We start from the raw sequence: 25454 nt of genomic DNA on the forward strand, positions 1-25454 counted from the left end.
GGTCGGGCAATGCGGCCTCCTGCGCGTTGAGAGCCTCGGCCGTCATCGCCGGCATCTCGCTGGTGGGGGTGTCGGCGACCATGCGAAGCATGGTCTCCGCCTTCGCAGCGCTCAGCCGCTGCCGGTGGTCCTTGTTGAGCAGTCCGTTCAGCACCGGCCGTAGCTGCCCCGCCTGCGTCGGCGGGTCGGCGTTCTCGCTGAGCAACGCCGCCAGCGTCTCGGCGACCGTGGCCCGCTCGTACGCCGGCCGCCCCTCGACGGCGAAGTACAGCGTCGCGCCGAGCGACCACAGGTCGGATTCCGGACCGGTGTACTCGCCCCTGGCGCGTTCGGGCGCGGTGTAGCCGGGGGAGCCGATCACCATGCCCGTCCGCGTCAGCCGCGAGTCGCCCTCGGCCTTGGCGATGCCGAAGTCGGTCAGCACCACCCGGCCGCTCTCGGTGATGAGCACGTTGGCCGGCTTGACGTCACGGTGGGTGATGCCCTGGGCGTGCGCCGCCCGCAGCGCGCCGAGCAGGTCGACGCCGAGCTCCGCCACCAGCCGCGGCGGCAGCGGACCCTCCTCATCGATCACCTGCTCCAGCGAGCGGGCCTCGATGAGCTCCATGATGATCCACGGACTGTCGTCCTGGATCAGCACGTCGTGGATGGACGCCACGGAGGGGTGGCTGATACGCGAGGCGATGCGCCCCTCACGCACCATGCGTTCGCGCAGCTCGGCCCGCTGTTCCTCGGTGAGCCCCGGGTCCTGGCGGATCTCCTTGACCGCCACCTCGCGCCCAAGCGCGCGGTCGCGGGCGCGCCATACGGTGCCCATGGTGCCCCGACCGATGGGGGCGACGAGCTCATAGCGGTCCGCGAGCAGGCGTGTCTGCTGTTCCGGCATGAGAAGAAGATATCGATTCTCGCTTGGGAAGTGCTTTACCCTCGCTTGCGAAGTTCTCGTGGCCAGAACCGCCGAGGAAGGCACAACTTTATCACCGTCGCTTTGAGGCGGGCATAAGCGGACGGGGCAGGCCGCGCTTCTCCGCGTTTGCGGTGAACGCCTTCTCCTGGTTTGCGTTCCTGCCGGGGTGAGGGCACGTTCAGCGTCGGCGCGGGGGCGTCGGCGCGGTGCAGCCCGCGGTGGGCGGGCCGGCGGGTGAACGGCGGCTGCGTCATCACCGACCCGGGCCGTGACGGCCGGCGCGGCAGCGGCTCCTCGGCCGACCCGCCCGCGGCCACCCTGGCCAGCATGAGCGAGGCACGTACGGAGTCGAGCCGGGTCGCCGGGTCGATGCGCAGCAGCGCGTCGAGCACGGGCGCCAGCGGCCCCGCCTTCGGCATGGGGATCGGCTCGCCGGTGGTGAGCGCGGCGAGCGCGGCGGCGGCCGTACGCCGGCCGTGCAGGCCCCGGCCCTCGACGGCGGTGTAGAGGGTCGCCCCGAGCGACCACAGATCGCCCGCGGGGCTGGCCTTCGCGCCGAGCACCCGCTCGGGCGCGATGTAGCCCGCGGATCCCAGGACGATGCCCGCCTGGGTGATGGAGACGTCACCTTCGAGTGCGGCCAGGCCGAAGTCGGTGAGCACCGCGCGGTCCTCGGTCACCAGCACGTTGCTGGGCTTGACGTCGCGGTGGAGGATGCCTTTGGCGTGCACGGCGCGCAGCGCCCCCAGGATCTGCCGGCCGATCTCGGCGGCCCGGCGCGGCTCCAGCGGGCCGTCCTCCTGGATGAGCTGCTCCAGAGACTTCGCGCGCAGCAGCTCCATCACGATCCACGGCCGGTCGTCCTCGGTGACGACGTCGAAGACGGTGATGACCGACGGGTGCGCGACCATCGCGGTCGCCCGGCCCTCGCGCTCGGTGCGGGCGCACAGCTCGGCGCGCAGCTCCTCGTCGAGCACGGCCGGCAGCCGCACCTCCTTGACCGCCACGTCACGGTCGAGCAGCTCGTCGTGCGCCCGCCACACGGTGCCCATACCGCCGCGTCCGACCGGCTCCATCAGCCGATAGCGCGCGGCGAGGAGGTAACCGGAGGGCGCACGCATGGCAGGCAGCTTACCTATTTGTGTAAACCGACCAGTAGAGGCGGGGCCGATAATTTGTTGCGAACTTCAGTCAACTCGTCTGACTGGTCACGTCAGCAATCCTCGGCGTCACATCCGCGCAGTTGAACGGGGTTCCCGCGCTCTCGGGCCCGCACCGGCGCGCGGCCGGCGGCACAAGACGCCATGACCTGCGTTCCGGCGCGTCGAGTGTCCCTCTGGCGCCCTAGGTCCGCCCTTGGCCGTGTGCCGAGGGTTGGTTTGGTCCCGCCGCGCGATCGGCTTACCCCCGTCCGCCCGTGCGTTTCCGCCCTGCATGGCTGCGACGTACGCCCGGGCCGGGCGTGGCGTGTGTCCATCGGCACAGTCACCGGCGGTGAGGTTGTGCATGATGCCCGGGAGGGGGTTTTCACGCCTGCGGCAGTCTGGCTGACATGAACCGTTCGGGTCCCGTCAGCGAGCTGTAAGAGTGTCGTAAGGGAGCGGGTGCATGGTTGAGCCGTGAAAGACGGCAAGCACCCGCAGGCCACCGGAAACTGTCGGTCCCGAACGTCAGACTGAGGCGAACGCCCCGGTCCACGCACTGAAGACAGACCGTTGGAGGACGTGATGAAGATGCGCCAGACCCAGGTCAGACGCCGGCCCAAGAAGCCGACCGAGGCCTCGCTGGATCTTCGCACGCCGTCGGGGCGGAAGCTGCCCTTTTGACCATCCGCGATCAGGAGCGCTATCTGAGAGGTGCGCCATGTGTCCACACCACCCCGTCTGCCCGAGTGCCGACTCTCCCGACCGTGAGCGGGCACATGTGATCGCGTTCCACCCCGACCAGGGATGGAGCCTGTTGTGCAACGGTGTCGTGCTCTTCGAGGACACCGGTCTGCTGCTGCCCGACGGCTCGGTGGTCGCGCCCCACCGCACCGCGGTGGCCGCGTGAGAGTCACCTTGGCGCCCGCGCCGGGCGGCAGGATCGCCCACCCGGCGCCGTTCGCCGTCTGACCGCTACGAGCGGCGGCCGATGCTCAGCACCGGCCCCGTCTTGTCGGTGAAGAAGTCGTCGCCCTTGTCGTCGACCACGATGAACGCGGGGAAGTCGACCACCTCGATCTTCCAGACCGCCTCCATGCCCAGCTCGGGGTATTCGAGCACCTCGACCTTCTTGATGCAGTCCTGCGCCAGGCGGGCCGCCGGGCCGCCGATGGAGCCCAGGTAGAAGCCGCCGTGCTTATGGCACGCCTCGGTGACCTGCTTAGAGCGGTTGCCCTTGGCCAGCATCACCATCGAGCCGCCCGCCGCCTGGAAGCGCTCGACGTAGGAGTCCATGCGCCCGGCCGTGGTCGGCCCGAACGAGCCGGAGGCGTAACCCTCGGGGGTCTTGGCCGGACCGGCGTAGTAGACCGCGTGGTCCTTGAGGTACTGCGGCATCTCGCCGCCGTTGTCGAGCAGCTCGGCGATCTTGGCGTGCGCGATGTCCCGGGCCACGACGAGCGGGCCGGTGAGCGAGAGCCGCGTCTTGACCGGGTATTTCGACAGCTCGGCGAGGATCTCCCGCATGGGGCGGTTGAGATCGATCTTGACCACGTCGTCGGAGAGGTGCTCGTCGGTGGTCTCCGGCAGGAAGCGCGCCGGATCGGTCTCCAACTGCTCCAGGAACACGCCCTCCGGCGTGATCTTGGCCAGCGCCTGGCGGTCGGCCGAGCAGGAGACGGCGATGGCCACCGGGCAGGACGCGCCGTGGCGCGGCAGGCGGATGACGCGGACGTCGTGGCAGAAGTACTTGCCGCCGAACTGCGCGCCGATGCCGAGCTTCTGCGTCAGCTCGAAGACCTTCTGCTCCATCTCCAGGTCGCGGAACCCGTGCGCGGACGGCGAGCCCTCGGTGGGGATGGAGTCGAGGTAGCGGGCGCTGGCGTACTTGGCGGTCTTGAGCGCGTACTCGGCGGAGGTGCCGCCGACGACCACGGCCAGGTGGTACGGCGGGCAGGCCGCCGTGCCGAGCGAGCGGATCTTCTCCTCCAGGAAGGCCATCATGCGCTTCTCGTTGAGCACGGCCTTGGTCTCCTGGTACAGGAACGACTTGTTGGCCGAGCCGCCGCCCTTGGCCATGAAGAGCAGCTTGTACTCGTCGGGGTGGCCGTGCGGGTCCTCGGCGTACAGCTCGATCTGGGCCGGGAGGTTGTTGCCGGTGTTCTTCTCCTCCCACATGGTCAGCGGGGCCATCTGGGAGTAGCGCAGGTTGAGCTTGGTGTAGGCGTCGTACACGCCGCGCGAGATGTGCTCGGCGTCCTGGCCGTCGGTCAGCACGTGGCGGCCGCGCTTGCCCATCACGATCGCCGTGCCGGTGTCCTGGCACATCGGCAGCACGCCGCCGGCCGAGATGGAGGCGTTCTTCAGCAGGTCGAGCGCGACGAACCGGTCGTTGCCGCTCGACTCGGGGTCATCGATGATCTTCCGGAGCTGCGCCAGGTGAGACGTCCGCAGGAAGTGGGAGATGTCGTGGACGGCCGTCTCGGTCAGCAGCCGCAACGCCTCCGGGTCGACCTCGAGAAACGTACGCCCAGCCGCTTCGACCTTCCGCACCCCCTCCGATGTGATCAGCCGGTATTCGGTGTCGTCGGCGCCCAGCGGAAGAAGGTCGGTGTAGTCGAACTCGCCCATGTCCATCCTTTCGGTCCTCCAAGAGATTACGCGCCTCCCGGCAGGTGTTCAGCCCCTGGAGGCGTGGAGGACCGAGGGCTCACGCCCGCGACGGTCTGGCGGCCGGCTCCGCCGACGGACGCCCGGTGCTCAGCCCGACGAGGATGCCCACGACCACCAGGCCCGCGCCCAGCAGGTCGTACGCGGTGGGCAGCGCGACCCCGAGCACCGCGCCCGTGACGATGGCCGCCACCGGGATCAGCCCCGCGAACAGCCCGGCCCGCCCAGGCCCGAGCTTGGGCAGCGACCGGTACCACAGGAAGAACGCCACCACCGTGACCACGATCGCGAGGTAGGCCAGCCCGAACGCCTCCGCGGCCGTCGGCGTCCGCAACATCCCCGACCCCTCGGTGGCCAGCCCGATGACGGCCAGCATGGGCACGGCGAGCGCCGTCGAGTACGCCGACGTCCTGATCGGCCCCAGCCTGGGCAGCAGCGGGATGGCCAGCAGGGAGAAGCTCACCTCGCCGACCAGCGCGCCGAGCGCCCACAGCAGGCTCGTCGTGTTGCCGCTGCCGAGCCCGGTGGCCAGCGTCGCCCCGGCCACCACCACGCACGCGCCCATCAGCACCCGGGGCGCCGGACGTCCGCCGGCCAGCGCCAGGGCCAGCGGGACGGTGCCGAGCACCGTGCCGACCAGCGCCGGGCCCGAGGCGCGGGCGGACTCGATCACGCAGATGTTGAAGACGACCAGGCCGAGCAGGGCCAGCCCGCCCAGGCACAGCGCCTCGCGCGGCGTCGGCCGGACGAACCGCAGGCCGAGCGCCCGCGTGATGACCAGCAGGATGACCGCGGCCACGAGATAGCGCACGGCCTGGCCGCCGTAGACGGGATAGGAGTCGATGAGCCCCGAGACCCCGGCCAGCGTCCCGACGAGGAACATGGCCGAGGCGGCCCCTGCGATGCCGCTTTTCATGCGTTGGATGCTAGGAAGGCAATGGTTCCCGGAAACAGTCCAATGCCGCGCCGGAAGACAGGACCAATATGGCCGACCTCCACATCCGCATCAATCGCGAAAGAGGTGGAATCGCTGGGCAGGTCGCGTCCGAGTTGCGCGACTCCATCCGGGTCGGGCGGCTCGCGCCGGGCACCCGCCTGCCCGCCACCCGCGACCTCGCCGCCGACCTGCAGGTCTCCAGGGGCGTGGTGGTGGAGGCGTACGAGCAGCTGGTGGCCGAGGGCTTTCTGGTCTCCCGGGTGGGCGCCGGCACGCGCGTCGCGCCGATGAACGCCTCCCGGCGCTCGCCCGCACGCCACGCGGCGAACCCCTCCGCGAGCGCTCCCTACTACGGTCATCGCCCCACCTCCCCCGACCTCGGCCACTTCCCCCGTGAACGCTGGCTGTCGGCCGTCAGGCACGTCCTGACCACCGTACCTTCCGACGCCCTCGATTACGGGGACCCCGGCGGTGTGCCCGAGCTGCGCGAAGAGCTGGCCGGATACCTGCGCCGGGTCAGGGCGGCCGACGTGCGCCCCGAGAACCTCGTCATCGTCGGGGGTGTGGCGCAGGGGCTCAGCCTGGTCCTGCAGGTGCTGGCCGGCGAGCGTACGCTCCGGCTGGCCGTGGAGGACCCGGCGAGTCACCGCCAGCTGCCGCTGCTCAGGCGGGCGGGAGCGCAGCTCGTGCCGGTGCGGGTGGACGAGCAGGGCCTCGACGTCCGCGGGCTGAGCGGCGAGGCCGTCCTGGTGACGCCCGCCCACCAGTTCCCGACGGGTGTGGTGCTCTCGCCGGAGCGGCGGGCGGCGCTGGTGGAGTGGGCCCACGCCGGCCACCGGGTCGTGCTGGAGGACGACTACGACGCCGAGTTCCGCTACGACCGCGACCCCGTCGGGTGCCTGCAGGGGCTGGCCCCCGACCGGGTGGTGCTGTCGGGCAGCGTGAGCAAGTCGCTCGCCCCGGGCCTGCGGCTGGGCTGGGTGGCGGCCCCGCCCGACCTCGCCGAGGCCGTGCGCCGCGCCCGGGGCCAGCTCGACCTCGGCTCCCCGGTCGTCGAGCAGTACGCGCTGGCGCACTTCCTGCGTACCGGCGGCTACGACCGGCACCTGCGGCGCATGCGCAGGGAGTACCGCCGCCGCCGCGACGCGCTGGTCACCGCGCTGGCCGAGCAGCTGCCCGGCGTGCGGGTCGGGGGCATCGACGCGGGCCTGCACGTCTACCTGGAGCTGCCGGACGGCTGGGACGAGCAGCGCACGGCCGGGATCGCCACGGAGCTGGGCCTGTCCGCCGAGCCGGTGGGCCCGATGCGCGAGGCGGAGGGGCCGGCGGCCGTCGTGGTGGGGTTCGCGCGGCTGCCCGCGCACAAGGCTGCGGAGGCCGTTCGAGGCTTAAAGGTCAACATGTCAGGACAAAACGTTGACTGAGGGATATAACGTTGGAGGTGCCATGCGTGTGGGATTGCTGGGTCTAGGCCGGATCGGAGCCTTCCACGCCGCGACCCTGGCCGCGCATCCGCTGGTCGAGGAGCTCGTCGTGGCCGACCCCGTGCGTACGTCGCCGTACGGCAGGCCGGGGGACCCCTTCGAGGCGGACGCGGTGGTGATCGCCTCCCCGACGAGCACCCACGCCGAGCTGATCGTCAAGGCGTGCCGCCGGGGCGTGCCGGCCTTCTGCGAGAAACCCGTGGCGGGCACGGTCCCCGACACCGTCAAGGTGCTGGAGGAGTGCGCGGGCCACCGGGTGCAGATCGGGTTCCAGCGCAGGTTCGACCCCGGCTACGCGGCAGCGGCGGCGGCGCTGCGCGCCGGCGAGCTGGGCGAGCTGCACCGGGTGCACCTGGTGACGGCGGATCCGGCTCCCCCGCCCGCCGAGTACATCCCCCTGTCCGGCGGCATCTTCCGCGACTGCCACATCCACGACTTCGACATCCTGCGCTGGGTGACCGGCCGCGAGGTCGTCTCGGTCTACGCGACGGGCGCCAACAGGGGAGCCGCGTTCTTCGCCGAGGCGGGCGACGTGGACACCAGCGCCGCGCTGCTCACCCTGGACGACGGCACGCTGGCCACCGTGCAGGGCTCCCGCTACAACGGCGGCGGCTACGACGTGCGCATGGAGCTGGCCGGCACCGAGCGCACCCAGGCCGTCGGGCTCGGCCCCCGGGCGCCGCTGCACTCCACGGAGGGCCTGCCGGAGCCCGACCGGCCCTGGCCGGACTTCCTGGCCCGGTTCGAGGACGCCTACCGGGCCGAGATCGACCACTTCCTGCGTGGCGGGCCGAGCCCGTGCACGATCGAGGACGCGCTGGAGGCCCTCTACGTCGCCGAGGCCGCCGACCTGTCGCTGCGCGAGCGCCGTCCCGTCGAGATCGCCGAGGTGCGGCGATGATCCTCACGCTCGGCCCCGCCGGCGGCATCGCGTACCTGGAGGGGCTGTCAGGCGGCTGAGCGGGCCCGCTTCGGCTCGAAGCCGGGGGCGAGCGCGACGATCGCGGCGGCCAGCACCAGCGGCGCGGCGAACGCCATCCGCATGTCCGCGACGTCGGCCAGCCCGCCCACCAGGGCCGCGCCGACGACGAAGCCGACGTAGTTGAAGAGGTTCACCCGGGCGATGGCCACTCCGGTGCCCGCCGGGTCGAGCCGCCCGGCCGCCGAGAACGACTGCGGCGCCACCACCGACAGCCCCACCCCGGTCAGCCCGAACGCGACGATGCCCAGCACCTGGTTCGGGGCCAGGACGACGCCCAGGAACCCGAGGGCGGCCAGCACGCCGCCGATCCTGACGACGGCGGCCGGGCCGTGGCGCCGGACCGCGAGGTCGCCGCCGAGCCGGACGGCCAGCGTCGCGGCCTGGTAGGCGACGTACGCGAGCGGGATCACCCTCGGGCCGGCCTCCAGGACGTCCTTCATGAACACGGTGTTGAAGTTGGAGACGGCGGCGTCGCCGACGTACAGGAAGCCCATGGCCAGGCAGAGGGGGACGATCGGCCGCCACGGGAGCCGGCCGGCGACCTCGGCCACGGCCGGGACCTTCTCCTCCTCCAGGGCGCACAGATGACGCCCGGCGTAGAGGGAGCCGGCCACGGCGAGCACCATCGGGAGCGCCATGACCAGCTCCAGCGGCAGGCCGGCCGCCGCCGACGCCCACAGCGCCGCCGCCATGCCGAGCGCGCTCCACACGCAGTGGAAGCCGTTCAGCACCTCGACGCCGTACCGGCGTTCGACCGCCACGCCCTGCATGTTCATGCCCGCGTCCACCGCGCCCACGGCCACCCCGAACACCAGCAGCGCCGGCACCAGCAGCGCGAGGTCGGACGCGAGCCCGGCGAGCACCACGGCGGCGGCCACCACGGGCTGGGCGACGCGTAACAGCAGCCTGCTCCCCACCCGCGCCGCGAACGCGCCCGCCGCCACGCTGCCGGCCCCCGCGAACACGGGCACGATGAGCAGCAGCAACGTCAGCGTTCCCTCGTCCAGGCGGTGCTTGGCCTGCAGGTTCGCGACCTGGATGAGCAAGGAGGCGAAGGAGAGCCCCTGGACGCCGTAGACGACGTACGTGGCGAACCGGGCCTGGCGATCACGTACGGACGGCACGGCGGCCTCCTGATCGGGGGGAGACGTGAGGCGCGGTCAGGTTAGCTCCGGCAACACCACTCCGCCAGACCCATTGCGGGTGCCCGCGCTAACCGTCCGTCCGCGCGACGGTGGCCTGCGGGGACGACGTGGTCAGTCGCCGTGCGGCGGCCCACACGCCGAGGGCCAGCAGCGCGGCCACCTCGGTGATCGCGAGGCCGCGTTCGACCAGCCCCAGCGGCATGACCCGCCACCAGGCCAGCCCGTTGCTCGCCCCGACCAGCGCCGCCGTGCCGATGCCCGCCACCCAGAGCACCGAGCACACCCCGAGCCCGAACGCCACCAGTGTGGCCCGCGACCGCTCCCGCCGCCACGGCCGCGCGATGACCAGCACGGCCAGCGGCAGGCTGAGGAAGGCGACGAGGCTGCCCACCCGGTGGATGCTGCCGCTCAGACTCGGCCCGACCGACCAGTCGTGCTTCTCGAACCACGCCGTCACGAACAGCCCGGCGCTCCAGCCCAGCAGCGCGAGGGTGCCGAAGACGCCGGCCAGCCGTTTGCGCGCCAGCGACACCGCGATGGCCAGCGATCCGGCCGCGAGCAGCCCCACCCCGAGCGCGAAGATCCAGCCGTCGGGGCCGAGGCCGTGCTCGCTGATGGTGCGCCTGATCGGGTTCATCTCGTCGAGGGCGGCGACCTCCAGGCCCGCGATCACCGCCACGCCCGCGCCTGCCGCGCCGAGACCCCATCGCGCCGGTTGATGCACGCGGCCACCTCCCTTTGCCCGGACCAACGGGCGAACCCGTAGGGAGATTCCTTGAAATCCCCGAGAAACCGGCCTTCCGCGGCGCGGGATGCGCGCCGGTCAGCGCCTCCCGCACCGGATCGCCGCGGAGGCCGCTCCGGTGATCAGGATCCTCATGCCGCCTTCAGCCGCCCGCCTCCGTCCACGGTGAGGACGGTGCCGGTCAGGCACGTGTCGCGGATGGCGTACTCGATGGTGAGGGCCACGTCGTCGGGCGTGCCGACCCGTCCGACGGGCAGGGCGGGGGTCGTGCCTTCGAGGAACGCGGCCCGCGCCTCCCCGAGCCCGTCCCAACAGCCGGTGTCGATCACGCCGGGGGGGACCGCGTTCCCCCGGACGGCCGCCGCCAGCCGCTCCGCCGTGCCCGCCGACGTCGACCTGGAACCGGCCGTCGACCTGGAGTTCGGCACCATGTCGTACCGCCTGCTCAACCGCCACGCCGAGCTGGACGACACGCTCGCGGGGGAGATCGCCGGGCTGCTCGCGCGGATCCGCTGACCCGTCCGATTCGAGACGAGCGAACGGAGCGGAGGGCGGATATCGTCAGAAGTGTGAACGAACGCGCGGGATCGTGGTTGCCGAAACTGCAGGAAGTCGGAGAGCGGCTGGCCGAGGAGTGGGTCTCCGCCCGCCGCCCGCCCGCCCGGTCCGACCTGCCGCAACCCCACGAGCTGCGGGCCTCCGACGCCGACCGCGAGCGCATCGCCCAGATCCTGCAGGACGCCCACGCCGACGGCCGGCTCACCCTGGAGGAGCTCGACGAGCGCCTCGGCACCCTCTACTCCGCCCGGACGCTCGGCGAGCTGGCCACCCTCACCACCGACCTGCTGCCGGCCGAGGAGCAGCCGCTCAACCTCGACAGCGGCCCCGTCTCGGCCGTCTTCAAGAAGGAGGAGCGCGGAGGCCGCTGGGTGGTGCCGGCCGAGCTGGCCGTCACCGCCATGTTCGGCACCACCAAGCTCGACTTCCGCGACGCGATCCTGCAGAACCGGCGCATCGTCATCAACGCCACGCTCGTCTTCGGCGGCCTCGAGATCCACGTGCCCGAGGGCCTCGAGGTGATCCGGGTGGCCAAGGAGAAGACCGTCCGCCTCACCAAGCAGCCCACCGAGCCGGGCGCGCCCGTGGTCGAGGTCCGCACCACCAACTTCGCCGGCGAGGTCAAGGTCAAGGAGCCCCCGCGCCGCAAGCGCCGCCGCTAGCGATCAGCCGGCCGTGTCGAAGTTGATCGCGCTGTACGCGCGCAGCTTCCACAACTGGTGCTCGCTCGCGATCTTCCGGATGGTGCCCGACCGGCCGCGCATCACCAGCGATTCCGTCATCGCCGAGCCGGCCCGGAAGCGTACGCCCTGCATGAGCTCGCCCTGCGTGATGCCGGTCGCGGCGAAGAAGACGTCGTCGGACCTGACCAGGTCGTTGGTGGTCAGCACCTGGTCGAGGTCGTGCCCGGCGTCGATCGCGCGGGTCCGCTCGGCGTCGTCGCGCGGCCACAGCTTGCCCTGGATGACACCGCCGAGGCACTTGAGCGCGCACGCGGCCACGATGCCCTCGGGCGTGCCGCCGATGCCCATCATGAGGTCGATGCCGGTGCCCACGCGGGCCGCCATGATCGCGCCGGCCACGTCGCCGTCGGTGATGAACTTGATGCGCGCGCCCGCCTCCCTGATCTCCTTGACCATCTGCTCGTGCCGGGGTCGGTCGAGCACGACCACGGTCACGTCGGACGGCGAGCAGTGCTTGGCCCGGGCCACCGCGTTGATGTTCACCGCCACGGGCGCCTCGATGTCCACCACGTCGGCCGCCTCGGGGCCGGTGACGAGCTTGTGCATGTAGAAGACCGCCGACGGGTCGTACATCGAGCCGCGCTCGCTCACCGCGATCACCGACACCGCGTCGGGCATGCCCAGCGCCGTCAGGCGGGTGCCGTCGATGGGGTCGACCGCCACGTCGCAGTCGGGGCCGCTGCCGTCGCCGACGTGCTCGCCGTTGTACAACATCGGGGCGTGGTCCTTCTCGCCCTCGCCGATGACCACCACGCCGTTCATGGAGACCGTGCTGATCAGCTGGCGCATGGCGTTCACCGCCGCGCCGTCGGCGCCGTTCTTGTCACCTCGGCCCACCCACCGGGCCGCCGCCATCGCGGCCGCCTCCGTGACGCGGACGAGCTCAAGCGCCAGGTTGCGGTCAGGGGCGTGCTCGCTCGTGGCGAGCGGCGGCGGCACGGAAGTCTGGTCGGACATGATGGTGGCCTCCTCGTGGGGACGTCTCCCTCGATGGTAGTTGCCCCTCTTTTCCCACTCAGAGGGGGATAATCTGCTAACGGACCACGGAATTTGCGCCATATCGTGTGCGCGCCACGGATCTTGCCTCCACCATGGAGCGAGCCGCCCCGCTGTGGAGGAGGTCCCGATGAGCGAAGTGGAAGACGTGGTCACCCAGCCGCGCCTGTCCGAGCGCGGCGCGGCGACGCGCGGCTCCCTGCTGGCCGCCGCGCGCGAGGTCTTCGTCTCCAAGGGTTTCGCCGAGGCCGGCGTGACCGATGTGGTGTCGAAGGCCGAGGCCAGCGTGGGCAGCCTCTACCACCACTTCTCCGGCAAGGCCGACCTCTACCTCACCCTGTGGGAGGAGTTCCAGGCCCGGCAGACCCAGCGCACCAAGCAGGCCGCCCGCGCGGCCCGCGCGGCCGGTGAGAGCGATCCCATGCGGGTGTTCATCGGCGCCGCCCGCGCCTACCTCGACGGCTGCCTCGAAGAACGCGAGCTCGCCGCCCTGTTCCTGCGCGGTGACGGCCCGCCCGGCTTCGACGTGATCATGCGCGACCGCCTGCGTGCGTGGGCGCAGCGCAACGCGGCGCTGTTCGAGGACGAGCAGGCGCTCGTCGTGGTGATCACCGGGGCGCTGGCCGCGGCGGTGTCGGAGGTGGTGCTCTCGGGAGACCGCCGCCTCGCCGAAGAGGTGCTCGCCATCATCGGCCGCATCCGCCCGGCCACGTCGGCGACCGCCCCCTCCAACGGGTAACCTCAGCGAGTGTGCGACGGTTCACCGATGGTTTCTACGGCTACGCGGTAGCCCTGTTCGTCTGCCTCGCGGGGGCCGGGTTGTTCCTGCTGGTCACGCCGCAGAGCCGGGAGGAGCACATCCCGCGGCTCGACTACTCGATCACCGTCGCCAACTTCGGCCACGAGGTGCCCTACGGCGTCTGGGCCCCGCGCCAGGACCCGCCCGGCTGGGTGCCCAACAGCAACCGCATCGCCAAGGGCGAGAACGGCGCGCAGGTCCTCCACCTCGGCTACGCCACCGCCAAGCGCGAGCATGCGATGTTCGCGCAGAGCGACGAGCAGCCCGCGGCCGGGTTCGCCAGCCGCATGGCCAACACCGACAAGGCCACGGGCACCCAGCAGGTCGGCGGCGTCGCCTGGGAGAAGCGCTTCCGCGAGGACAAGGACCAGCGCTCGCTCGTCCGCTTCCTGCCCGAGGTGACCCTCGTCATCACCGGCACGGCCGACTGGGAGGAGCTGGGTCAGCTCGCCGCGCAGCTTCAGCAGCGTCCGCAGGGCTAGGGTGGGTGACGTGGCAGACGAGAAGGCACCCTCATACGAGCAGGCCCGCGAGGAGCTGACCGAGGTGGTGCGCCGCCTGGAGACCGGCGGGCTCACGCTGGAGCAGTCGATCGAGCTCTGGGAGCGCGGCGAGAAGCTGGCGGCCGTCTGCGAGGAGTGGCTGCAGGGGGCCCGGGTCAAGCTGGCCGCCGCCATGGCCAGGCGCGCCGAGCCCACCCAGGGCTCCGACGACGCCCCCTTCTGAGCGCTACTCGCCCTCCGGCGCGTCCTCCGCGCGCACGGTCAGCCGGTCGTCGGTCAGCCTGATCGTCAGAACGGCGCCGGGCGCGACGTCCTTGGCCCGGCGCACCACCTCGCCCGACGGGTGCTGCACGATCGCGTAGCCGCGCTCCAGCGTGGCCGCGGGCGACAGGGCGACGAGGCGGGCGCGCAGGTGGGTGAGGTCGTCGGTGGCGCGGTCGAGCGAGCCCGACAACGACCGCCTCGTCCGGTCGCGCAACGCCTCGACCTGCTCGGCCCGGCGCTCCAGCTCGCGTACGGGGTCGGCCAGCGAAGGCCGTGAACGTACGGACGTCAGCCAGGACATCTCACGGTCGAGCCAGCCGCTCAGCACCCGGCGGCCCCGGTCGCGCAGCTGGCGCACCAGCGTGAGCTGCTCGCCGACGTCGGGCACGACCTTCTTGGCCGCGTCGGTCGGGGTGGACGCGCGCACGTCGGCCACCAGGTCGAGCAGCGGGCTGTCCTGCTCGTGGCCGATCGCGCTCACCACGGGAGTGCGGCAGGCCGACACCGCCCGCACCATCGTCTCGTCGGAGAACGGCAGCAGGTCCTCCAGCGAACCGCCGCCGCGCGCGATGACGATCACCTCGACCTCGGGGTCGGCGTCGAGCTTGCGCAGCGCCTCGGTCACCTCGCCCACGGCGTACGGGCCCTGGACGGCGACCTCCTCGACCTTGAACCGCACGGCCGGCCAGCGCCGACGGGAGTTTTCCAGCACGTCGCGCTCGGCCGCCGACTCACGCCCGCAGACGAGCCCGATCGTGCCCGGCAGGAACGGCAGCCGCCGCTTCCTGTCGGCGTTGAACAGCCCTTCGGCTGCCAGCAGCTGCCTGAGCCGCTCCAGCCTGGCCAGCAGCTCGCCCACGCCCACCGGCCGGATCTCCATCGCGGTGAAGGCGAACGAGCCCTTGTTGACCCAGAAGTCGGGCTTGACGTGCATCACGACCCGCGCGCCGTCGGCCGGCCTGGGCACGGCCGCCTCGTAGACGCCCCTGGGCGCGGTGACCCGGGCGGACACGTTGGCGACCGGGTCGCGCAGGGTCAGGAACACCGTGCCGCCACGCGCGCTCAGGTCGGTGATCTGGCCCTCGACCCAGATCGTGCCGAGCCTGCCGATCCAGCCACCCACCATCTGCAGCACCGTGCGGATCGGCAGCGGAGACTCTGGCGTGGTCTTCGAGGTCATGGCGGAAGACTACGGGCTCGGTACGACCTATTCGCCGGCCTGGAGCTTGGCGAGGCGGTTCTCGAACATCCGGATGACCTCGGGCCGCGCCGACGTGGCCTTCTCGTAGGCGAGCAGGTCGCCGATCTGCTCGGCGCTCTTGCCGCGCATCCGGGCGCGCAGCGACGCGACGGTGAGCGTGGCGTACCCGGGCAGCGGCTCGGCCAGTTCCCCGGCGGCGGCGGGCTTGTCGGCGGGCTTGGCGGGCTCGGTCTTATCCGTGCTCTGCTCGGCCTTCTTGGCCTTCCCGGCCTTCTCGGTCGCCTTCTCGGCCGCCTTCCCGGTGACCTTGGCCGCGGCCTTCTTCGCCGGCTTCTCGGCTGCTTCCTCGGCGGCCTTCTTCGCGACCTCCTCGACGGGCTTCTCGGTGGCCGTCGCAGCTAGCTTCTCCGCCGTGGGCTCCGCGAGGGCGGGCTCGACAGCGGGCTCGACAGCGGGCTCGACGGCGGGCTCGACGGCGGGCGCGGGCGCGGCAGCCGCGACCTTCGGCTCGGCGGCGGCCACGGCCTCCGGCTTGGCGGGCGCGGCGGCCTCCGGCTTGGCGGGCTGCGCGGTGGCCTTGGGCTCGGCGACGGTCTCCGGCTTCGCGGTGGGCTCGGCGGTGGTCTCCGGCTCCGCCTTGGCGGCCGGGGTGAAGATGACGGGCTCCGGCTTGGTCCTGGCGGCACCGTTCCGCTCTGCCTCACCGGAACGGGGCGCGAAGATGACCGGCTCCTTGCGCGCCGGCTTCTCCTCCTCCGTCTCCGCGGGCCCGGCGGCCACCTGCTCGGCCGCGGAGGGACGGGAGTCGTACTCCTCCTCGCGCTCCTCCTTGCGGCCCGAGCCCTTGATGGAGTTCTTCACCCGGTCGACGACGAGCAGCACCTGCCCGGCGGCGCTCAGCGTGCCCTGGACGACCAGCAGCGGCAGGTCCTTGGCCTTTTCCTTCAGTTGCTGTTTGTCGGTGACGGTCTTGGCGATGTTGCGTATCACGTCGCTGAGGGACATGAACGTCTCCCTGGGAGGTCAGTATTGGACGGCCAGTCTGGCAAATCGCAGGCAAGCACGCACGCTGGGGCCTGTCGGCCATTCCACGTAGCATAGAAAGTATGGAGCCCCAGACCCCCACTTCCCGCCGAGTCCTCGTGGCCAAACCGCGCGGCTACTGCGCCGGAGTCGACCGAGCCGTCATCGCGGTCGAGAAGGCGCTGGAGCAGTACGGCGCGCCGATCTACGTGCGCAAGCAGATCGTCCACAACACTCACGTCGTCAAGACGCTCGAGGCCAGGGGCGCCATCTTCGTCGACGAGACCGAGGAGGTGCCGGAGGGCGAGATCGTGGTGTTCTCCGCCCACGGCGTGTCGCCCGCGGTGCACCAGGAGGCCAGGCAGCGGAGCCTGCGCACGATCGACGCCACCTGCCCGCTGGTCACCAAGGTGCACAACGAGGCCAAGCGGTTCGCCGCGAAAGACTACGACATCCTGCTGATCGGCCACGAGGGCCACGAGGAGGTCGAGGGCACCTCCGGTGAGGCGCCCGAGCACATCCAGCTCGTCGACGGGCTCGACTCCGTCGACAAAGTGCAGGTCAAAGACCCGAGCAGGCTGGTGTGGCTGTCGCAGACCACACTGTCGGTCGACGAGACCAACGAGACGGTCGCCCGCCTCAAGGAGCGCTTCCCGTCGCTGATCGACCCGCCGAGCGACGACATCTGCTACGCCACGCAGAACCGCCAGACGGCGGTCAAGGAGATCGCCGCCGAGTCCGACCTCGTCATCGTGGTGGGCTCTGACAACTCCTCCAACTCCAAGCGCCTGGTCGAGGTGGCCAAGGACTACGGCGCGAAGGCGTCCTACCTCGTCGACGACGCCTCACTCATCCGCGACGAGTGGCTCGACGGCGTCACCACGGTCGGCGTGACCAGCGGCGCGTCCGTCCCGGAGGAGCTGGTCGACGGGGTGCTGGCGCGGCTGGCCGAGCATGGGTTCGGCGACGTGAGCGAGGTCGAGCCGGTGCAGGAGAGCATGCGCTTCTCCCTGCCCCACGAGCTGCGCAAGGACCTGCGGGCTTCCTAGTCCTCGCCGCGCGGGGTGCCGTAGACGCGGGGCTCGAAGTAGCCCTCCGGCTCGGGCACGAACGGCTGTTGGCGCGGGCGCGACACCTCCGCGCCCGCCTTCAGCTCCTCGCGCAGCTCCCGTACGTTGTCACGCAGCCCCCGCCGCCACGCCACGCCCAGCACGATCGCCGACCCGGCGAACAACCACGGGGCGCCGCGGGTGAGCGAGGTGTAGAGCCCGAGCGTCAGCGACTGAACGATCGACACCGACCCGAACGCCCGCCCGAGCTCGACGAAGAGCGTGGCGCAGAAGAACACCAGCGGCGGCGTCACCACCAGGGACAGCAGCTCGCGCCGGTTGACCAGCAGTACGCCGAGCGTGGTGGCCACCACGAACGCCGCCCCCACGATCTGCTCGACACCGATCAGCGCCGTCAGCACGTAGCCCGCCAGGGTGGCGATCAGGGCGAGCGCGATGGCGCCGCGAGCGGTCAACCGTACGGTCGAACGCCTGCCTTTCTCAGCCACTGGCCCACCCCCATTTACTGCGACCCGTGGGCCAACTTACCGTTCGCGTGGGAAATCAGAGGTGAGGTTTCGAGCAGTTCGGGCGATGCCAGTGGTCTGGGCAGCCCTTCGAGCATCTCGGGCGAGTCGAGGTCGCCGTCCACGACGCCCAGATCGTGCAGTTTGCGAGCGGTGACCAGCACACGGCTTTCGAGCGACCCGACCGACTTGTTGTACGCCTCCACGGCGCGCGTCAGGGCCCGGCCCAGCGAATCGACGTTCCTGCCGAGGGACGACAGGCGTTCGTACAACTCCTTGCCCAGTTCGAAGACGGCGCGGGCGTTCTCGCTGAGCGCGGCCTGCTGCCAGGCGTAGTGGGCGGTGCGCAGCATCGTGATCAGCGTCGTCGGGGTGGCGATGTGCACGCGCCGCGACATGGCGTGCTCCAGCAGGCTCGGGTCGCGCTCCAGCGCGGGCGCGAGGAACGCCTCCCCGGGGATGAACAGCACCACGAACTCCGGCGACGGGTTGAACCCCTGCCAGTACGACTTGGCCGCCAGCCGGTCGACGTGCTCGCGCAGGTGACGGGCGTGGGCGTCGAGCCGTACCGAGGCGAGCGACTCGTCGCCCGCCTCGGCGGCCTCCAGGTAGGCGGCCAGCGAGACCTTGGAGTCGACCACGATGTTCTTGCCGCCGGCGAGCCTGACCACCATGTCGGGGCGCATCGAGCCCTCGGTCACCTGCTCGTCGAAGTCGCAGTGACGCTGCATGCCGGCGATCTCGGCGACCCGGCGCAGCTGCAGCTCGCCCCACCGGCCGCGCGCCTCGGGCCGCTGCAGGGCGCGTACGAGCGCGTTGGTCTGGGCGCGCAGCTGCTCGTGGCTCTGCCGGACGAACTCCATCTGCTGGGCCAGCTCCGCCCGCGCCGCGCGCTGGCCCGACTCGGTGTCGCGCAGCTGCGCCTCGACCCGCGTCAGGGCGTCCTTGAGCGGTTCCACCAGGTGTTCGACGGCCTGCCTGCGCTGGTCGAGGTCGCCGGTGGCCTCGGCGCGGCTGGCCGCGAGCCGGGTCTCGGCCAGCTCGAGGAACCGTACGTTGTTGACGTCGAGGGCGCGGGTGGACAGGGCCTGGAAGCGTTCGGCGAGCTGCTCCTCGACGTAGACCAGCTTCTCGGCGGCCGACTTGGCCCTGGCGTCCGCCTCGGCGACCCTGACCGCCGCCCGTGTCCGTGCCACGAGGAACCCGACGAGCAACCCGACCGCGAGACCTATGAGAAGCGCGACGACGTCCATTCGATCGATGATTGCAGCACCGCGGGGCGCGAATCTTCCCGACACGCTTGGGCGTTCCGCTTGTGCGCCGCGTCCGGAGTCACACAGAGTAAGGGGATGAGCACGCTACCGAGACCCGCTGCGGTGGGGGCCGCTCTGGTGGTGCTGGCCGCGGGCCTGATCGCCTGCGCGGGGAGCGACGCGGCCGACGGGCGTCAGGCCGCCGCTCCGGCCGGGCACCCCCGTCCGGTACTGCGCTGGACGCCCGGCGCGTGCGTGACGCGCGACTACGCGCTGACCGCGTGCAACGGCGGCGAGTCGGAGGTCGTGGCCCTCGCCGCCGACCCGCCCAGGCCCGGCGACTGCCCCGTGGACACCGACAACGTCCTGCGCATCGGCGCCAACCGTACGGCGTGCGTGCGCAACTTCCTGGAGCCCCACCCCGGCGCCCCCGGCGGCGGCGGTGGACTGCTGCGCCCGGGGGACTGCGTCACGCTGAACGGCCGCGAGCAGGCCTGCGACCGCCCCGGCTGGTACGGCAAGGCCATCGCGATCGCCCGCGACGCCGCCTCCTGCCCCTCCGGCACCCTGGACACGCTCGACGACGACTCCCGTGCGATCTGCCTGGGCCGCGGCGGCCAGGTGCTCGACCGGGGGGACTGCGTGGCCAGGCCCGTCACCGAGGTGATCTCCCGTTCGTCCGTCGTACGGGTGCCGTGCGACTCCCGGCAGGCGTGGGCGACGGTCGTGTCGTTCGAACGCGCGCCCGGCGACTGCCCGTCCAGCGCGCAGCGCTACCTCAGGGCCGAGGGGGCCTACCGGCCGGTGACCTGTCTGGACGTGCTGAGCAAGTAAACTCAGGCTCCGTGAGTCTCTCCATCGGCATCGTCGGCCTGCCCAACGTCGGTAAGTCCACGCTGTTCAACGCGCTGACCAAGACCGGCAACGCGCTCGCGGCCAACTACCCGTTCGCCACGATCGAGCCCAACGTGGGCATCGTGGGCGTGCCCGACGACCGGCTGCCCGTGCTGGCCGAGATCTTCGGCTCGGCCCGCATCCTGCCCGCCAAGGTCGAGTTCGTCGACATCGCGGGCCTGGTCAAGGGCGCCTCCGAGGGCCAGGGGCGGGGCAACCAGTTCCTCGCCAACATCCGCGACACCGACGCGATCTGCCAGGTCATCCGCGTCTTCGGCGACCCCGACGTCACTCACGTCGACGGTGAGATCTCTCCCAAGCGCGACATCGAGACGATCAACACCGAGCTGATCATGGCTGACCTCCAGACGGTCGAGAAGGCCATCCCGCGCCTGCAGAAGGAAGCGCGCAACAACAAGGACAAGAAGGCCGCCCTGGAGGCCACCGAGGCGGCGCTCGCCGTCCTCGAGACCGGCAAGACGATCTTCGAGAGCGGCCTCGACCGCGAGGAGCTGCGCGAGCTCCACCTCCTGACGGCCAAGCCCTTCCTGTACGTGTTCAACCTCGACGCCGACGAGCTGACCGACACCGCGCTGCGGAAGCAGCTCTCCGAGCTGGTCGCCCCGGCCGAGGCCGTCTTCCTCGACGCCAAGATCGAGTCCGAGTTGGTCGAGCTCGACGAGGAGGAGGCGCTGGAGCTGCTCCAGTCGGTCGGCCAGGAGGAGTCGGGCCTGCGCCAGCTGGCCCGGGTCGGCTTCGAGACGCTCGGTTTGCAGACCTACCTCACGGCCGGTCCCAAGGAGACCAGGGCCTGGACGATCCCGAAGGGCGCCACCGCCCCCGAGGCGGCCGGCGTGATCCACACCGACTTCCAGCGCGGCTTCATCAAGGCCGAGGTCGTCTCGTTCGACGACCTGGTGGAGGCCGGCTCCATCGCCAACGCCCGCGCGGCCGGCAAGGCTCGCATCGAGGGCAAGGACTACGTCATGCGCGACGGCGACGTGGTCGAATTCCGCTTCAACGTCTGACCCTCTCACCAGGGGCCCGAGCCACTCCGGCGGGAGTGGCCGCCTGACTGTGCGCGTGTGCTCGCCCGCGGCCGGTGCGTCGGCGAGCACACGGTCAGGACGACTGCGCGACTCATGGGCCTGACCGGTGCCCGCTTCCCGTCCGGGTACGCCTGCGGCGGCTGATCGATTGACCCCGGGACTGCTGCGGCGTCAACCAGTTCGGGTCGCCGCGCGTCGAATCGACACGGCGTTCACGCTGACTCGGGAGGCCCCTCATGATCCGTCGCATCATCCGGAAACGACGCCCCGCGTCCACCCTCACCGGCATCAGCCTCGAGGAGGAGCTCGCCCTCATCAGGGTCGAGCTGATGTACGGCCTGCGCGTCAACCGGGAGGCGTACCTGCGCAGGAAGGTGGACGAGCGCAACGAGATGGCCACGCGCATGCGGGAGACCGAGCCGGCCGAGATGCTGGCCGAGTTGCGCGTCTCGCTGGAGCGTTCGGTCCGGCCCACGGTCGTCGACCTGCAGAGCAGGCGCCAGGCGCGCACGCGTCAGGACCCCGAGCCGGCCTGACCCGGTCCCTCCGTTCGCGACCCATACCGAATCCGCAGGTCGTGAGAGTACTTGCCTGTTTTGGACAGGAATCCGTGGCCACCGGGCTATGCACTTTTAGGCGAATGGCCTGGTCGAAAGGGGATTCGACCGGGAACTGACAGGAATCGGCACTGGGGCCTGTCGTCCGAGCCCGGTTTGCCGTGCAGGACCGTCATGCCGCAGCATGGGCGTGGCTTTCCTGGAACAATGGCGGAGACCGGATAGGGTGACTACTTCACCGCGGATGATGGGGATCGGCAACGGACGACACCGCGCCAGCCGGGGGGATCGGCGCGAGCGGAGGCGTGATGGCTCGTAGGTCTACCGTCCACGATCCTCGGATCGCTGACGGGCCCGGGCTTTCCGCGACCCTGGACCCGGCCGACTACGAAGCGCCGCCTCCCCGCAGGCCGCGGCGCGGCGGCTGGTCCGGCGGCGGCGGGCGGTGGCTGGTGTGGACCGGCCGCATCATTCTCTGGGCGCTTATCCTGGTCATCCTGGTGAATGGGGTTCGTGCCCCATTTGAGAGGTTTACCCAGCAAGAGCCCGTTACGTCCAACAGTGCCGTGCCGGCGTACAACGGATTCCCCGCTGCGCAAGGCATGGCTTTCGCCGCCCAGTTCGCTGGGGTCTATCTCAATTTCAACCCGGAAGACGCGGCGAGCAGGTCGCGTAAACTGACGGCGTTCCTGGCCGAGGGCATGGACCCGCAAATGGGCTGGGACGGCTTCGGCAGCTACGCGGCCGTCGCGATCCAGCCGTACGACATCGAGGCGACCGACGCCCACAACGCCGTGGTCAGCGTGGCCTTCCAGACGGGTCCGCGCAGGCTGATGTTGTCGGTGCCGATCTACTACTCCGGCGATGAGGCCGGCAGGAGGTTCGTGGTGGCGGGCCGCCCGGCGATCCTGCCCGCGCCCGCTCCGGCCGAGCTGCCGCAGGTCGCCGAGCCGGAGATCGACGAGGCGGCCGCCGCGGAGCTGAAGCCCCAGCTGGAGGGCTTCTTCAAGGACTACGCGTCCGGAGAGGCCGCCGGGCTGGAACGCTACGTCGCGGCGGGCAAGAGCCTGCCGAGCTTCGCGGGCGCGTTCACGTTCTCGCAGCTCAAGGAAGTCGTGGTGCCTGTGGGGGGTGCCACCCGAGAGATCCAGGCGGTCGTGGTGTGGGCGGTGCCGAGCGGCGATGTCCTGCCCACTCCCGGCACCACCGACCCCGCGGCGGTGGGCGGCACGTTGGAGCAGGTCTATCGCCTGACCGTCGAGAAACAGGGCGACAAGTGGTTCGTCGCCGACATCCGCGGCGGCGGCCGGATCGTTGGATAGACGCACGGCCGCGCCGCTGATGGGTACCCCCCGGGAGGACAAGAAGTGACCTTGAACACCGCAGTGCTCACCCTGATGGAGATGACGCCGACGCCGGCCCCCACCGGCATCGACACCGGCGGGCTCGCCGACTTCCTGCGTGCGTTCTTCGCCCCGTTGTTCCTGGTCGTGGTCTCCGTGGTGGCGCTCTTCTTCCTCTTCACCCGTGAGATCACGCGGTTCGTGCAGTTCCTGATCCTGGCCGTGGCCATCGGGGTGATCTTCTACGTTCCCAACATCATCGAGGTGACGGCCAGGGCGATCGCGGGAGCACTGGGCATCAGGTAAGGGTTGAGATCGCCGCCCGGCGGTCATACACGAGCGGGTGGAGAGGAGGACCTACGTGGACCTGCCCACGTATACGAACATCTGGCGGATCGAGAAGCGGCTCTACAAGCTGTACGACCTACGGCTGCCGATGCCGCTGCCCATCGTCTGGATCGGCGTGTTCGTCGGGGTGCTCGTTCCGTGGTCGCTCCTGCTGGTCCTGGTGGGTGTGCCGGTGCAGATGCCCTGGCACGTGCTCTTCCTCGTGCCGCCCGGCATCGTGACGTGGCTCGCCACCCGTCCCGTCATCGAGGGGAAGCGGCTCACCGAGCTGCTGGAGTCCCAGCTTCGCTACCTGGGTGAGCCGAAGGCTTGGTACCGCCTGGCGCCCGGTTCCGAGCCCGACACCGTGACCTTCTCCGGGCGCGTCTGGCGGACGACGCACGCCCGGGCCAAGTCCAAGGCGCCGCGCAAGGCCCGCCACCCGCAGCGCCGGCGCGAGCGGGTCACCGGTCCGCGTCAGGTCCGTCCCGCCGTGGCCGCCGCCGCGGCCGCGGCCGCGCAGGCTCCCGTCGCCGAGCCGGCGTCGTCCCGTACGGGGTGGGGCTCGCGGCGTGGCACGGCGCCCGCCCTCAGAGCGCGGGTGGGCGCCGAGTCGGCGCCCGCCGTGCCTGGAGGCCCGGCCGGGGCCGCGCGGCGCGAGGAGGGGCTCTCAGGCGGCTCCGGGCGAAGTGGTGAGGGGCTCGCCGGTCCAGCCAAGGGCGGTTCCGTGAAGGCCGCGCCCGCCAAGGGCGGGGAACGGGCGCCGGGCGATGCCGGGGCACGTGAGCTCCGCCCCCTGGTCGCCTTCCGCCCCGACGCCCCGGCCCGCACGCGACCGCCGTCAGCGGACCACCCGGACGCGGCCGTCGCCGCCCGAAAGGGTGGTGACGCCGAACGTCGGGTTGCCGGGCGAGGTGGTGGTGACGCCGAACGTCGGGTTGCCGGGCGAGGTGGTGGTGACGCCGAACGTCGGGTTGCCGGGCGGGGCGGTGGTGACGCCGAGCGGGGGTTCGCCGGGCGAGGGCGTGATGAGGCTGACCGTGAGGTTGCCGCGCATGAGTCCGACGCCGGGCCCGGGGCCGTGTCCGGCGCTGGGCCGGGCGCGCGGGAGCAGGGAAGTGCCGGTCGCGGGCGCAAGCGTGGGCGGCGGGCGCAGGACGTGCGCGCGGCCGAGGAGATGCCGCGTGGCGCGGTCGCCCCTGACGGGACGTCCCCGGTAGCGGCGGATGCCGAGGCGGTGGCCCGCGGCGCGGTCCACGCCGAAGGCTCGGCTGCGGGTGTGGTGCCGGCCGAAGGGATCAGCTTCCGTGTGGCCGGTGCCGAAGGCGCGGGCTCTCCTGCGGCGGATGCCGAAGGGGCGCCGTTCGGTGCGGTGGACGCCGAGGCGGCGGCTGCGCGTGAGGTCGGCGTACCGATCAAGACAGCCGAGAGTCGCCGGCCCGCCGCCGGGAAGCCGATCGACACCGAGGCGCTGCGGCGGCTGAGGAGGCTCGCCGCGAGTGCCGACGCCCCCAACGAGGCGGCGCCGCCCGCCGGGAACGCCCGGGGAGGGGAGCCGTACGACGAGGAGGTGGCTCGTGACCAGCACCGCAAGGGGCAGCCGCCCCGGCTCAGCCCCGCACTGGCGCTGTCGGCCACGCAGCAGCTCTGGCCCCCGCTCAACCCCGACGCCAAGCCCCTGCCCCGTCCGGCGACCCGCCCGTCCACGGAGCGCCGCGGCCCCGTAGACGCGGCGGACGCGGTGGACGTCACCGGGACCTCCCGAGACGCCCCTGAGCCACGTCCCGCCGATGCCGGCCGCACTACTGAGCACCCGATCGACGATCGCGAGGTGTCTCACGGGGCTTCTGGCCCCGCGGGTGACGGTGGTGCTGCCGATCGCTCGCCTGCGGGCCAGGAAGCGTCTCAGGTTGGTCCTGCGGCGGGTTCCACGGATGACGATCGTGATGAGGCTGTTCCGGCGGTGCGGGGTGAGGGTGACTCCGCAGGCGCCGATGCGGAGCCTGGTGCGGGGGCGGCTGAGGTGCGCGAGATCGGCCGGCGGGGACGTGTCCCAGCGGCGCGTCGGCGTGCCGTCGAGGGGGCTGCGGCGGAGCCCGCCCGATCGGAGAACGGCGCTTCAGAGCGGGTCGTTCCGAGCCGGGATGCGCCCGCGGAGACGCGCGGTTCGGCTGAGCGGTCCGTTGAGGGCGAAGGCGTCGATGAGCGTCCTGGAGACCGGCGTCGTTCCGATGAGCGGTCCGTGGAGCAGGGCCGTGCGGATGAGCGTTCTGCGGAGCGGGGCCCTTCCGAGGAGGCGGCCGGGGAGCGGCGGGGGGCCGATGGGCGGCTCGTCGGGCTGCGCGGTGCCGGGGAC

General features: G+C 71.6%; 28 protein-coding genes and 1 pseudogene. 15 read left to right on the top strand and 14 right to left on the bottom strand.

Annotated features, from left to right (window positions below; genetic code table 11):
- Both E1286_RS31385 and E1286_RS31390 read right to left on the bottom strand, forming a co-directional pair.
- Positions 1 to 886 (bottom strand): serine/threonine-protein kinase (locus E1286_RS31385; RefSeq protein ID WP_132618168.1); only part of this gene is annotated, 886 nt, incomplete at its 3' end.
- Positions 887 to 921: 35 nt separating this feature from the next.
- Positions 922 to 2028, bottom strand: a complete 1107-nt coding sequence (locus tag E1286_RS31390; RefSeq protein WP_132618169.1) for a serine/threonine-protein kinase — start codon at positions 2026 to 2028, stop codon at positions 922 to 924.
- A 742-nt stretch (positions 2029 to 2770) separates the two neighbouring features.
- Here E1286_RS31390 and E1286_RS31395 point away from each other — a divergent pair.
- Positions 2771 to 2959, top strand: a complete 189-nt coding sequence (locus tag E1286_RS31395; protein ID WP_132618170.1) for a DUF5999 family protein — start codon at positions 2771 to 2773, stop codon at positions 2957 to 2959.
- Positions 2960 to 3024: 65 nt separating this feature from the next.
- Here the strand turns inward: E1286_RS31395 and E1286_RS31400 are convergent, their stop codons facing one another.
- Both E1286_RS31400 and E1286_RS31405 read right to left on the bottom strand, forming a co-directional pair.
- A complete protein-coding gene (locus E1286_RS31400) occupies positions 3025 to 4680 on the bottom strand; it encodes a fumarate hydratase (protein ID WP_132618171.1) in 1656 nt (551 codons plus the stop codon).
- Between the two features lie 79 nt (positions 4681 to 4759).
- Positions 4760 to 5635: a DMT family transporter gene (locus E1286_RS31405; protein ID WP_132618172.1), complete on the bottom strand. Its 876-nt coding sequence runs from the start codon at positions 5633 to 5635 to the stop codon at positions 4760 to 4762.
- 68 nt (positions 5636 to 5703) lie between these two features.
- Between E1286_RS31405 and pdxR the strand changes: the two genes are divergently transcribed.
- Together pdxR and E1286_RS31415 are read left to right on the top strand one after the other, a co-directional pair.
- A complete protein-coding gene (pdxR, locus tag E1286_RS31410; RefSeq protein ID WP_132618173.1) occupies positions 5704 to 7080 on the top strand; it encodes a MocR-like pyridoxine biosynthesis transcription factor PdxR in 1377 nt (458 codons plus the stop codon).
- Between the two features lie 22 nt (positions 7081 to 7102).
- Positions 7103 to 8041 (top strand): Gfo/Idh/MocA family protein, encoded by a 939-nt coding sequence (locus tag E1286_RS31415; RefSeq protein WP_132618174.1) that lies wholly within the window; start codon positions 7103 to 7105, stop codon positions 8039 to 8041.
- A 47-nt stretch (positions 8042 to 8088) separates the two neighbouring features.
- Here the strand turns inward: E1286_RS31415 and E1286_RS31420 are convergent, their stop codons facing one another.
- From E1286_RS31420 to E1286_RS31430, 3 genes are all read right to left on the bottom strand, one after another.
- A complete protein-coding gene (locus E1286_RS31420) occupies positions 8089 to 9246 on the bottom strand; it encodes an MFS transporter (RefSeq protein ID WP_132618175.1) in 1158 nt (385 codons plus the stop codon).
- An 88-nt stretch (positions 9247 to 9334) separates the two neighbouring features.
- Positions 9335 to 9991, bottom strand: a complete 657-nt coding sequence (locus E1286_RS31425) for a DUF998 domain-containing protein (protein ID WP_165970000.1) — start codon at positions 9989 to 9991, stop codon at positions 9335 to 9337.
- Between the two features lie 152 nt (positions 9992 to 10143).
- Complete coding sequence (locus E1286_RS31430) at positions 10144 to 10380, bottom strand: SDR family oxidoreductase (RefSeq protein WP_246075386.1); 237 nt, start codon at positions 10378 to 10380, stop codon at positions 10144 to 10146.
- Here E1286_RS31430 and E1286_RS50645 point away from each other — a divergent pair.
- Positions 10331 to 10528: a TetR/AcrR family transcriptional regulator C-terminal ligand-binding domain-containing protein gene (locus tag E1286_RS50645; RefSeq protein ID WP_246075387.1), complete on the top strand. Its 198-nt coding sequence runs from the start codon at positions 10331 to 10333 to the stop codon at positions 10526 to 10528. The two genes, E1286_RS31430 and E1286_RS50645, sit on opposite strands and share 50 nt — an antisense overlap.
- 53 nt (positions 10529 to 10581) lie before the next feature.
- Positions 10582 to 11232: a DUF1707 SHOCT-like domain-containing protein gene (locus E1286_RS31435; RefSeq protein ID WP_165970001.1), complete on the top strand. Its 651-nt coding sequence runs from the start codon at positions 10582 to 10584 to the stop codon at positions 11230 to 11232.
- 3 nt (positions 11233 to 11235) lie between these two features.
- Here E1286_RS31435 and glpX read toward each other — a convergent pair whose 3' ends face one another.
- Positions 11236 to 12270, bottom strand: coding sequence for a class II fructose-bisphosphatase (gene glpX / locus E1286_RS31440; protein WP_132618181.1), 1035 nt, complete (start codon positions 12268 to 12270; stop codon positions 11236 to 11238).
- A 169-nt stretch (positions 12271 to 12439) separates the two neighbouring features.
- Between glpX and E1286_RS31445 the strand changes: the two genes are divergently transcribed.
- The 3 genes from E1286_RS31445 to E1286_RS31455 are packed head-to-tail and all read left to right on the top strand — an operon-like array spanning position 12440 to position 13834.
- Positions 12440 to 13048: a TetR/AcrR family transcriptional regulator gene (locus E1286_RS31445; RefSeq protein ID WP_132618183.1), complete on the top strand. Its 609-nt coding sequence runs from the start codon at positions 12440 to 12442 to the stop codon at positions 13046 to 13048.
- Positions 13049 to 13059: 11 nt separating this feature from the next.
- Positions 13060 to 13590, top strand: a complete 531-nt coding sequence (locus tag E1286_RS31450) for a DUF4245 domain-containing protein (RefSeq protein WP_132618185.1) — start codon at positions 13060 to 13062, stop codon at positions 13588 to 13590.
- A gap of 10 nt (positions 13591 to 13600) precedes the next feature.
- Positions 13601 to 13834, top strand: a complete 234-nt coding sequence (locus tag E1286_RS31455) for an exodeoxyribonuclease VII small subunit (protein WP_187368248.1) — start codon at positions 13601 to 13603, stop codon at positions 13832 to 13834.
- Between the two features lie 3 nt (positions 13835 to 13837).
- Here E1286_RS31455 and xseA read toward each other — a convergent pair whose 3' ends face one another.
- Together xseA and E1286_RS31465 are read right to left on the bottom strand one after the other, a co-directional pair.
- On the bottom strand, positions 13838 to 15055 hold the full coding sequence (xseA, locus tag E1286_RS31460) for an exodeoxyribonuclease VII large subunit (RefSeq protein WP_132618189.1): 1218 nt from the start codon (positions 15053 to 15055) through the stop codon (positions 13838 to 13840).
- A 27-nt stretch (positions 15056 to 15082) separates the two neighbouring features.
- Positions 15083 to 16081 (bottom strand): hypothetical protein, encoded by a 999-nt coding sequence (locus tag E1286_RS31465; RefSeq protein ID WP_132618191.1) that lies wholly within the window; start codon positions 16079 to 16081, stop codon positions 15083 to 15085.
- A gap of 101 nt (positions 16082 to 16182) precedes the next feature.
- On the opposite strand from E1286_RS31465, the gene E1286_RS31470 reads away from it, so the two are divergent.
- Complete coding sequence (locus E1286_RS31470; RefSeq protein ID WP_132618193.1) at positions 16183 to 17148, top strand: 4-hydroxy-3-methylbut-2-enyl diphosphate reductase; 966 nt, start codon at positions 16183 to 16185, stop codon at positions 17146 to 17148.
- On the opposite strand, the gene E1286_RS31475 is transcribed toward E1286_RS31470, so the two are convergent.
- Together E1286_RS31475 and E1286_RS31480 are read right to left on the bottom strand one after the other, a co-directional pair.
- Positions 17145 to 17657, bottom strand: a complete 513-nt coding sequence (locus tag E1286_RS31475; RefSeq protein WP_132618195.1) for a DUF6542 domain-containing protein — start codon at positions 17655 to 17657, stop codon at positions 17145 to 17147. The genes E1286_RS31470 and E1286_RS31475 overlap by 4 nt on opposite strands.
- Before the next feature lie 14 nt (positions 17658 to 17671).
- On the bottom strand, positions 17672 to 18928 hold the full coding sequence (locus E1286_RS31480; RefSeq protein WP_132618197.1) for a DNA recombination protein RmuC: 1257 nt from the start codon (positions 18926 to 18928) through the stop codon (positions 17672 to 17674).
- Positions 18929 to 19024: 96 nt separating this feature from the next.
- On the opposite strand from E1286_RS31480, the gene E1286_RS31485 reads away from it, so the two are divergent.
- The 6 genes and pseudogenes from E1286_RS31485 to E1286_RS52200 form a co-directional block, all read left to right on the top strand.
- Entirely contained in the window at positions 19025 to 19762 is a 738-nt protein-coding gene (locus E1286_RS31485) for a hypothetical protein (protein ID WP_132618199.1), read from the top strand.
- Positions 19763 to 19773: 11 nt separating this feature from the next.
- Positions 19774 to 20850 carry a redox-regulated ATPase YchF gene (ychF, locus tag E1286_RS31490; protein ID WP_132618201.1) on the top strand — a complete coding sequence of 359 codons (1077 nt, stop codon included), beginning with the start codon at positions 19774 to 19776 and terminating at the stop codon, positions 20848 to 20850.
- 257 nt (positions 20851 to 21107) lie between these two features.
- On the top strand, positions 21108 to 21407 hold the full coding sequence (locus tag E1286_RS31495; RefSeq protein WP_132618203.1) for a hypothetical protein: 300 nt from the start codon (positions 21108 to 21110) through the stop codon (positions 21405 to 21407).
- A gap of 623 nt (positions 21408 to 22030) precedes the next feature.
- Positions 22031 to 22750: a conjugal transfer protein gene (locus tag E1286_RS31500; protein ID WP_246075382.1), complete on the top strand. Its 720-nt coding sequence runs from the start codon at positions 22031 to 22033 to the stop codon at positions 22748 to 22750.
- Positions 22751 to 22825: 75 nt separating this feature from the next.
- Positions 22826 to 23077: a hypothetical protein gene (locus E1286_RS31505; RefSeq protein WP_165970003.1), complete on the top strand. Its 252-nt coding sequence runs from the start codon at positions 22826 to 22828 to the stop codon at positions 23075 to 23077.
- Positions 23078 to 23132: 55 nt separating this feature from the next.
- Positions 23133 to 23378 (top strand): annotated as a pseudogene (locus E1286_RS52200) (TcpE family conjugal transfer membrane protein); the annotation flags it as partial.
- Positions 23379 to 23939: 561 nt separating this feature from the next.
- Here the strand turns inward: E1286_RS52200 and E1286_RS50655 are convergent.
- The gene (locus tag E1286_RS50655; protein WP_246075384.1) at positions 23940 to 24938 is read right to left on the bottom strand and encodes a hypothetical protein; all 999 of its coding nucleotides are present in this window, start codon (positions 24936 to 24938) and stop codon (positions 23940 to 23942) included.
- Between the two features lie 279 nt (positions 24939 to 25217).
- Positions 25218 to 25454: hypothetical protein (locus E1286_RS50660; RefSeq protein WP_246075385.1), on the bottom strand; the 237-nt coding region annotated here is incomplete at its 5' end.

This window comes from Nonomuraea terrae (assembly GCF_004348995.1).
Taxonomy (GTDB): Bacteria; Actinomycetota; Actinomycetes; order Streptosporangiales; family Streptosporangiaceae; genus Nonomuraea; species Nonomuraea terrae.

Coding starts and splice junctions, on each gene's coding strand:
- xseA (WP_132618189.1), bottom strand. CDS start 15,055: ATGACCTCGAAGACCACGCCAGAGTCTCCGCTGCCGATCCGCACGGTG.
- E1286_RS31395 (WP_132618170.1), top strand. CDS start 2,771: ATGTGTCCACACCACCCCGTCTGCCCGAGTGCCGACTCTCCCGACCGT.
- E1286_RS31495 (WP_132618203.1), top strand. CDS start 21,108: ATGATCCGTCGCATCATCCGGAAACGACGCCCCGCGTCCACCCTCACC.
- E1286_RS31445 (WP_132618183.1), top strand. CDS start 12,440: ATGAGCGAAGTGGAAGACGTGGTCACCCAGCCGCGCCTGTCCGAGCGC.
- E1286_RS31505 (WP_165970003.1), top strand. CDS start 22,826: ATGGAGATGACGCCGACGCCGGCCCCCACCGGCATCGACACCGGCGGG.
- E1286_RS31500 (WP_246075382.1), top strand. CDS start 22,031: ATGGCTTTCGCCGCCCAGTTCGCTGGGGTCTATCTCAATTTCAACCCG.
- E1286_RS31485 (WP_132618199.1), top strand. CDS start 19,025: ATGAGCACGCTACCGAGACCCGCTGCGGTGGGGGCCGCTCTGGTGGTG.
- glpX (WP_132618181.1), bottom strand. CDS start 12,270: ATGTCCGACCAGACTTCCGTGCCGCCGCCGCTCGCCACGAGCGAGCAC.
- E1286_RS31390 (WP_132618169.1), bottom strand. CDS start 2,028: ATGCGTGCGCCCTCCGGTTACCTCCTCGCCGCGCGCTATCGGCTGATG.
- E1286_RS31405 (WP_132618172.1), bottom strand. CDS start 5,635: ATGAAAAGCGGCATCGCAGGGGCCGCCTCGGCCATGTTCCTCGTCGGG.
- E1286_RS31470 (WP_132618193.1), top strand. CDS start 16,183: ATGGAGCCCCAGACCCCCACTTCCCGCCGAGTCCTCGTGGCCAAACCG.
- E1286_RS31400 (WP_132618171.1), bottom strand. CDS start 4,680: ATGGGCGAGTTCGACTACACCGACCTTCTTCCGCTGGGCGCCGACGAC.
- pdxR (WP_132618173.1), top strand. CDS start 5,704: ATGGCCGACCTCCACATCCGCATCAATCGCGAAAGAGGTGGAATCGCT.
- E1286_RS31415 (WP_132618174.1), top strand. CDS start 7,103: ATGCGTGTGGGATTGCTGGGTCTAGGCCGGATCGGAGCCTTCCACGCC.
- E1286_RS31480 (WP_132618197.1), bottom strand. CDS start 18,928: ATGGACGTCGTCGCGCTTCTCATAGGTCTCGCGGTCGGGTTGCTCGTC.
- E1286_RS31465 (WP_132618191.1), bottom strand. CDS start 16,081: ATGTCCCTCAGCGACGTGATACGCAACATCGCCAAGACCGTCACCGAC.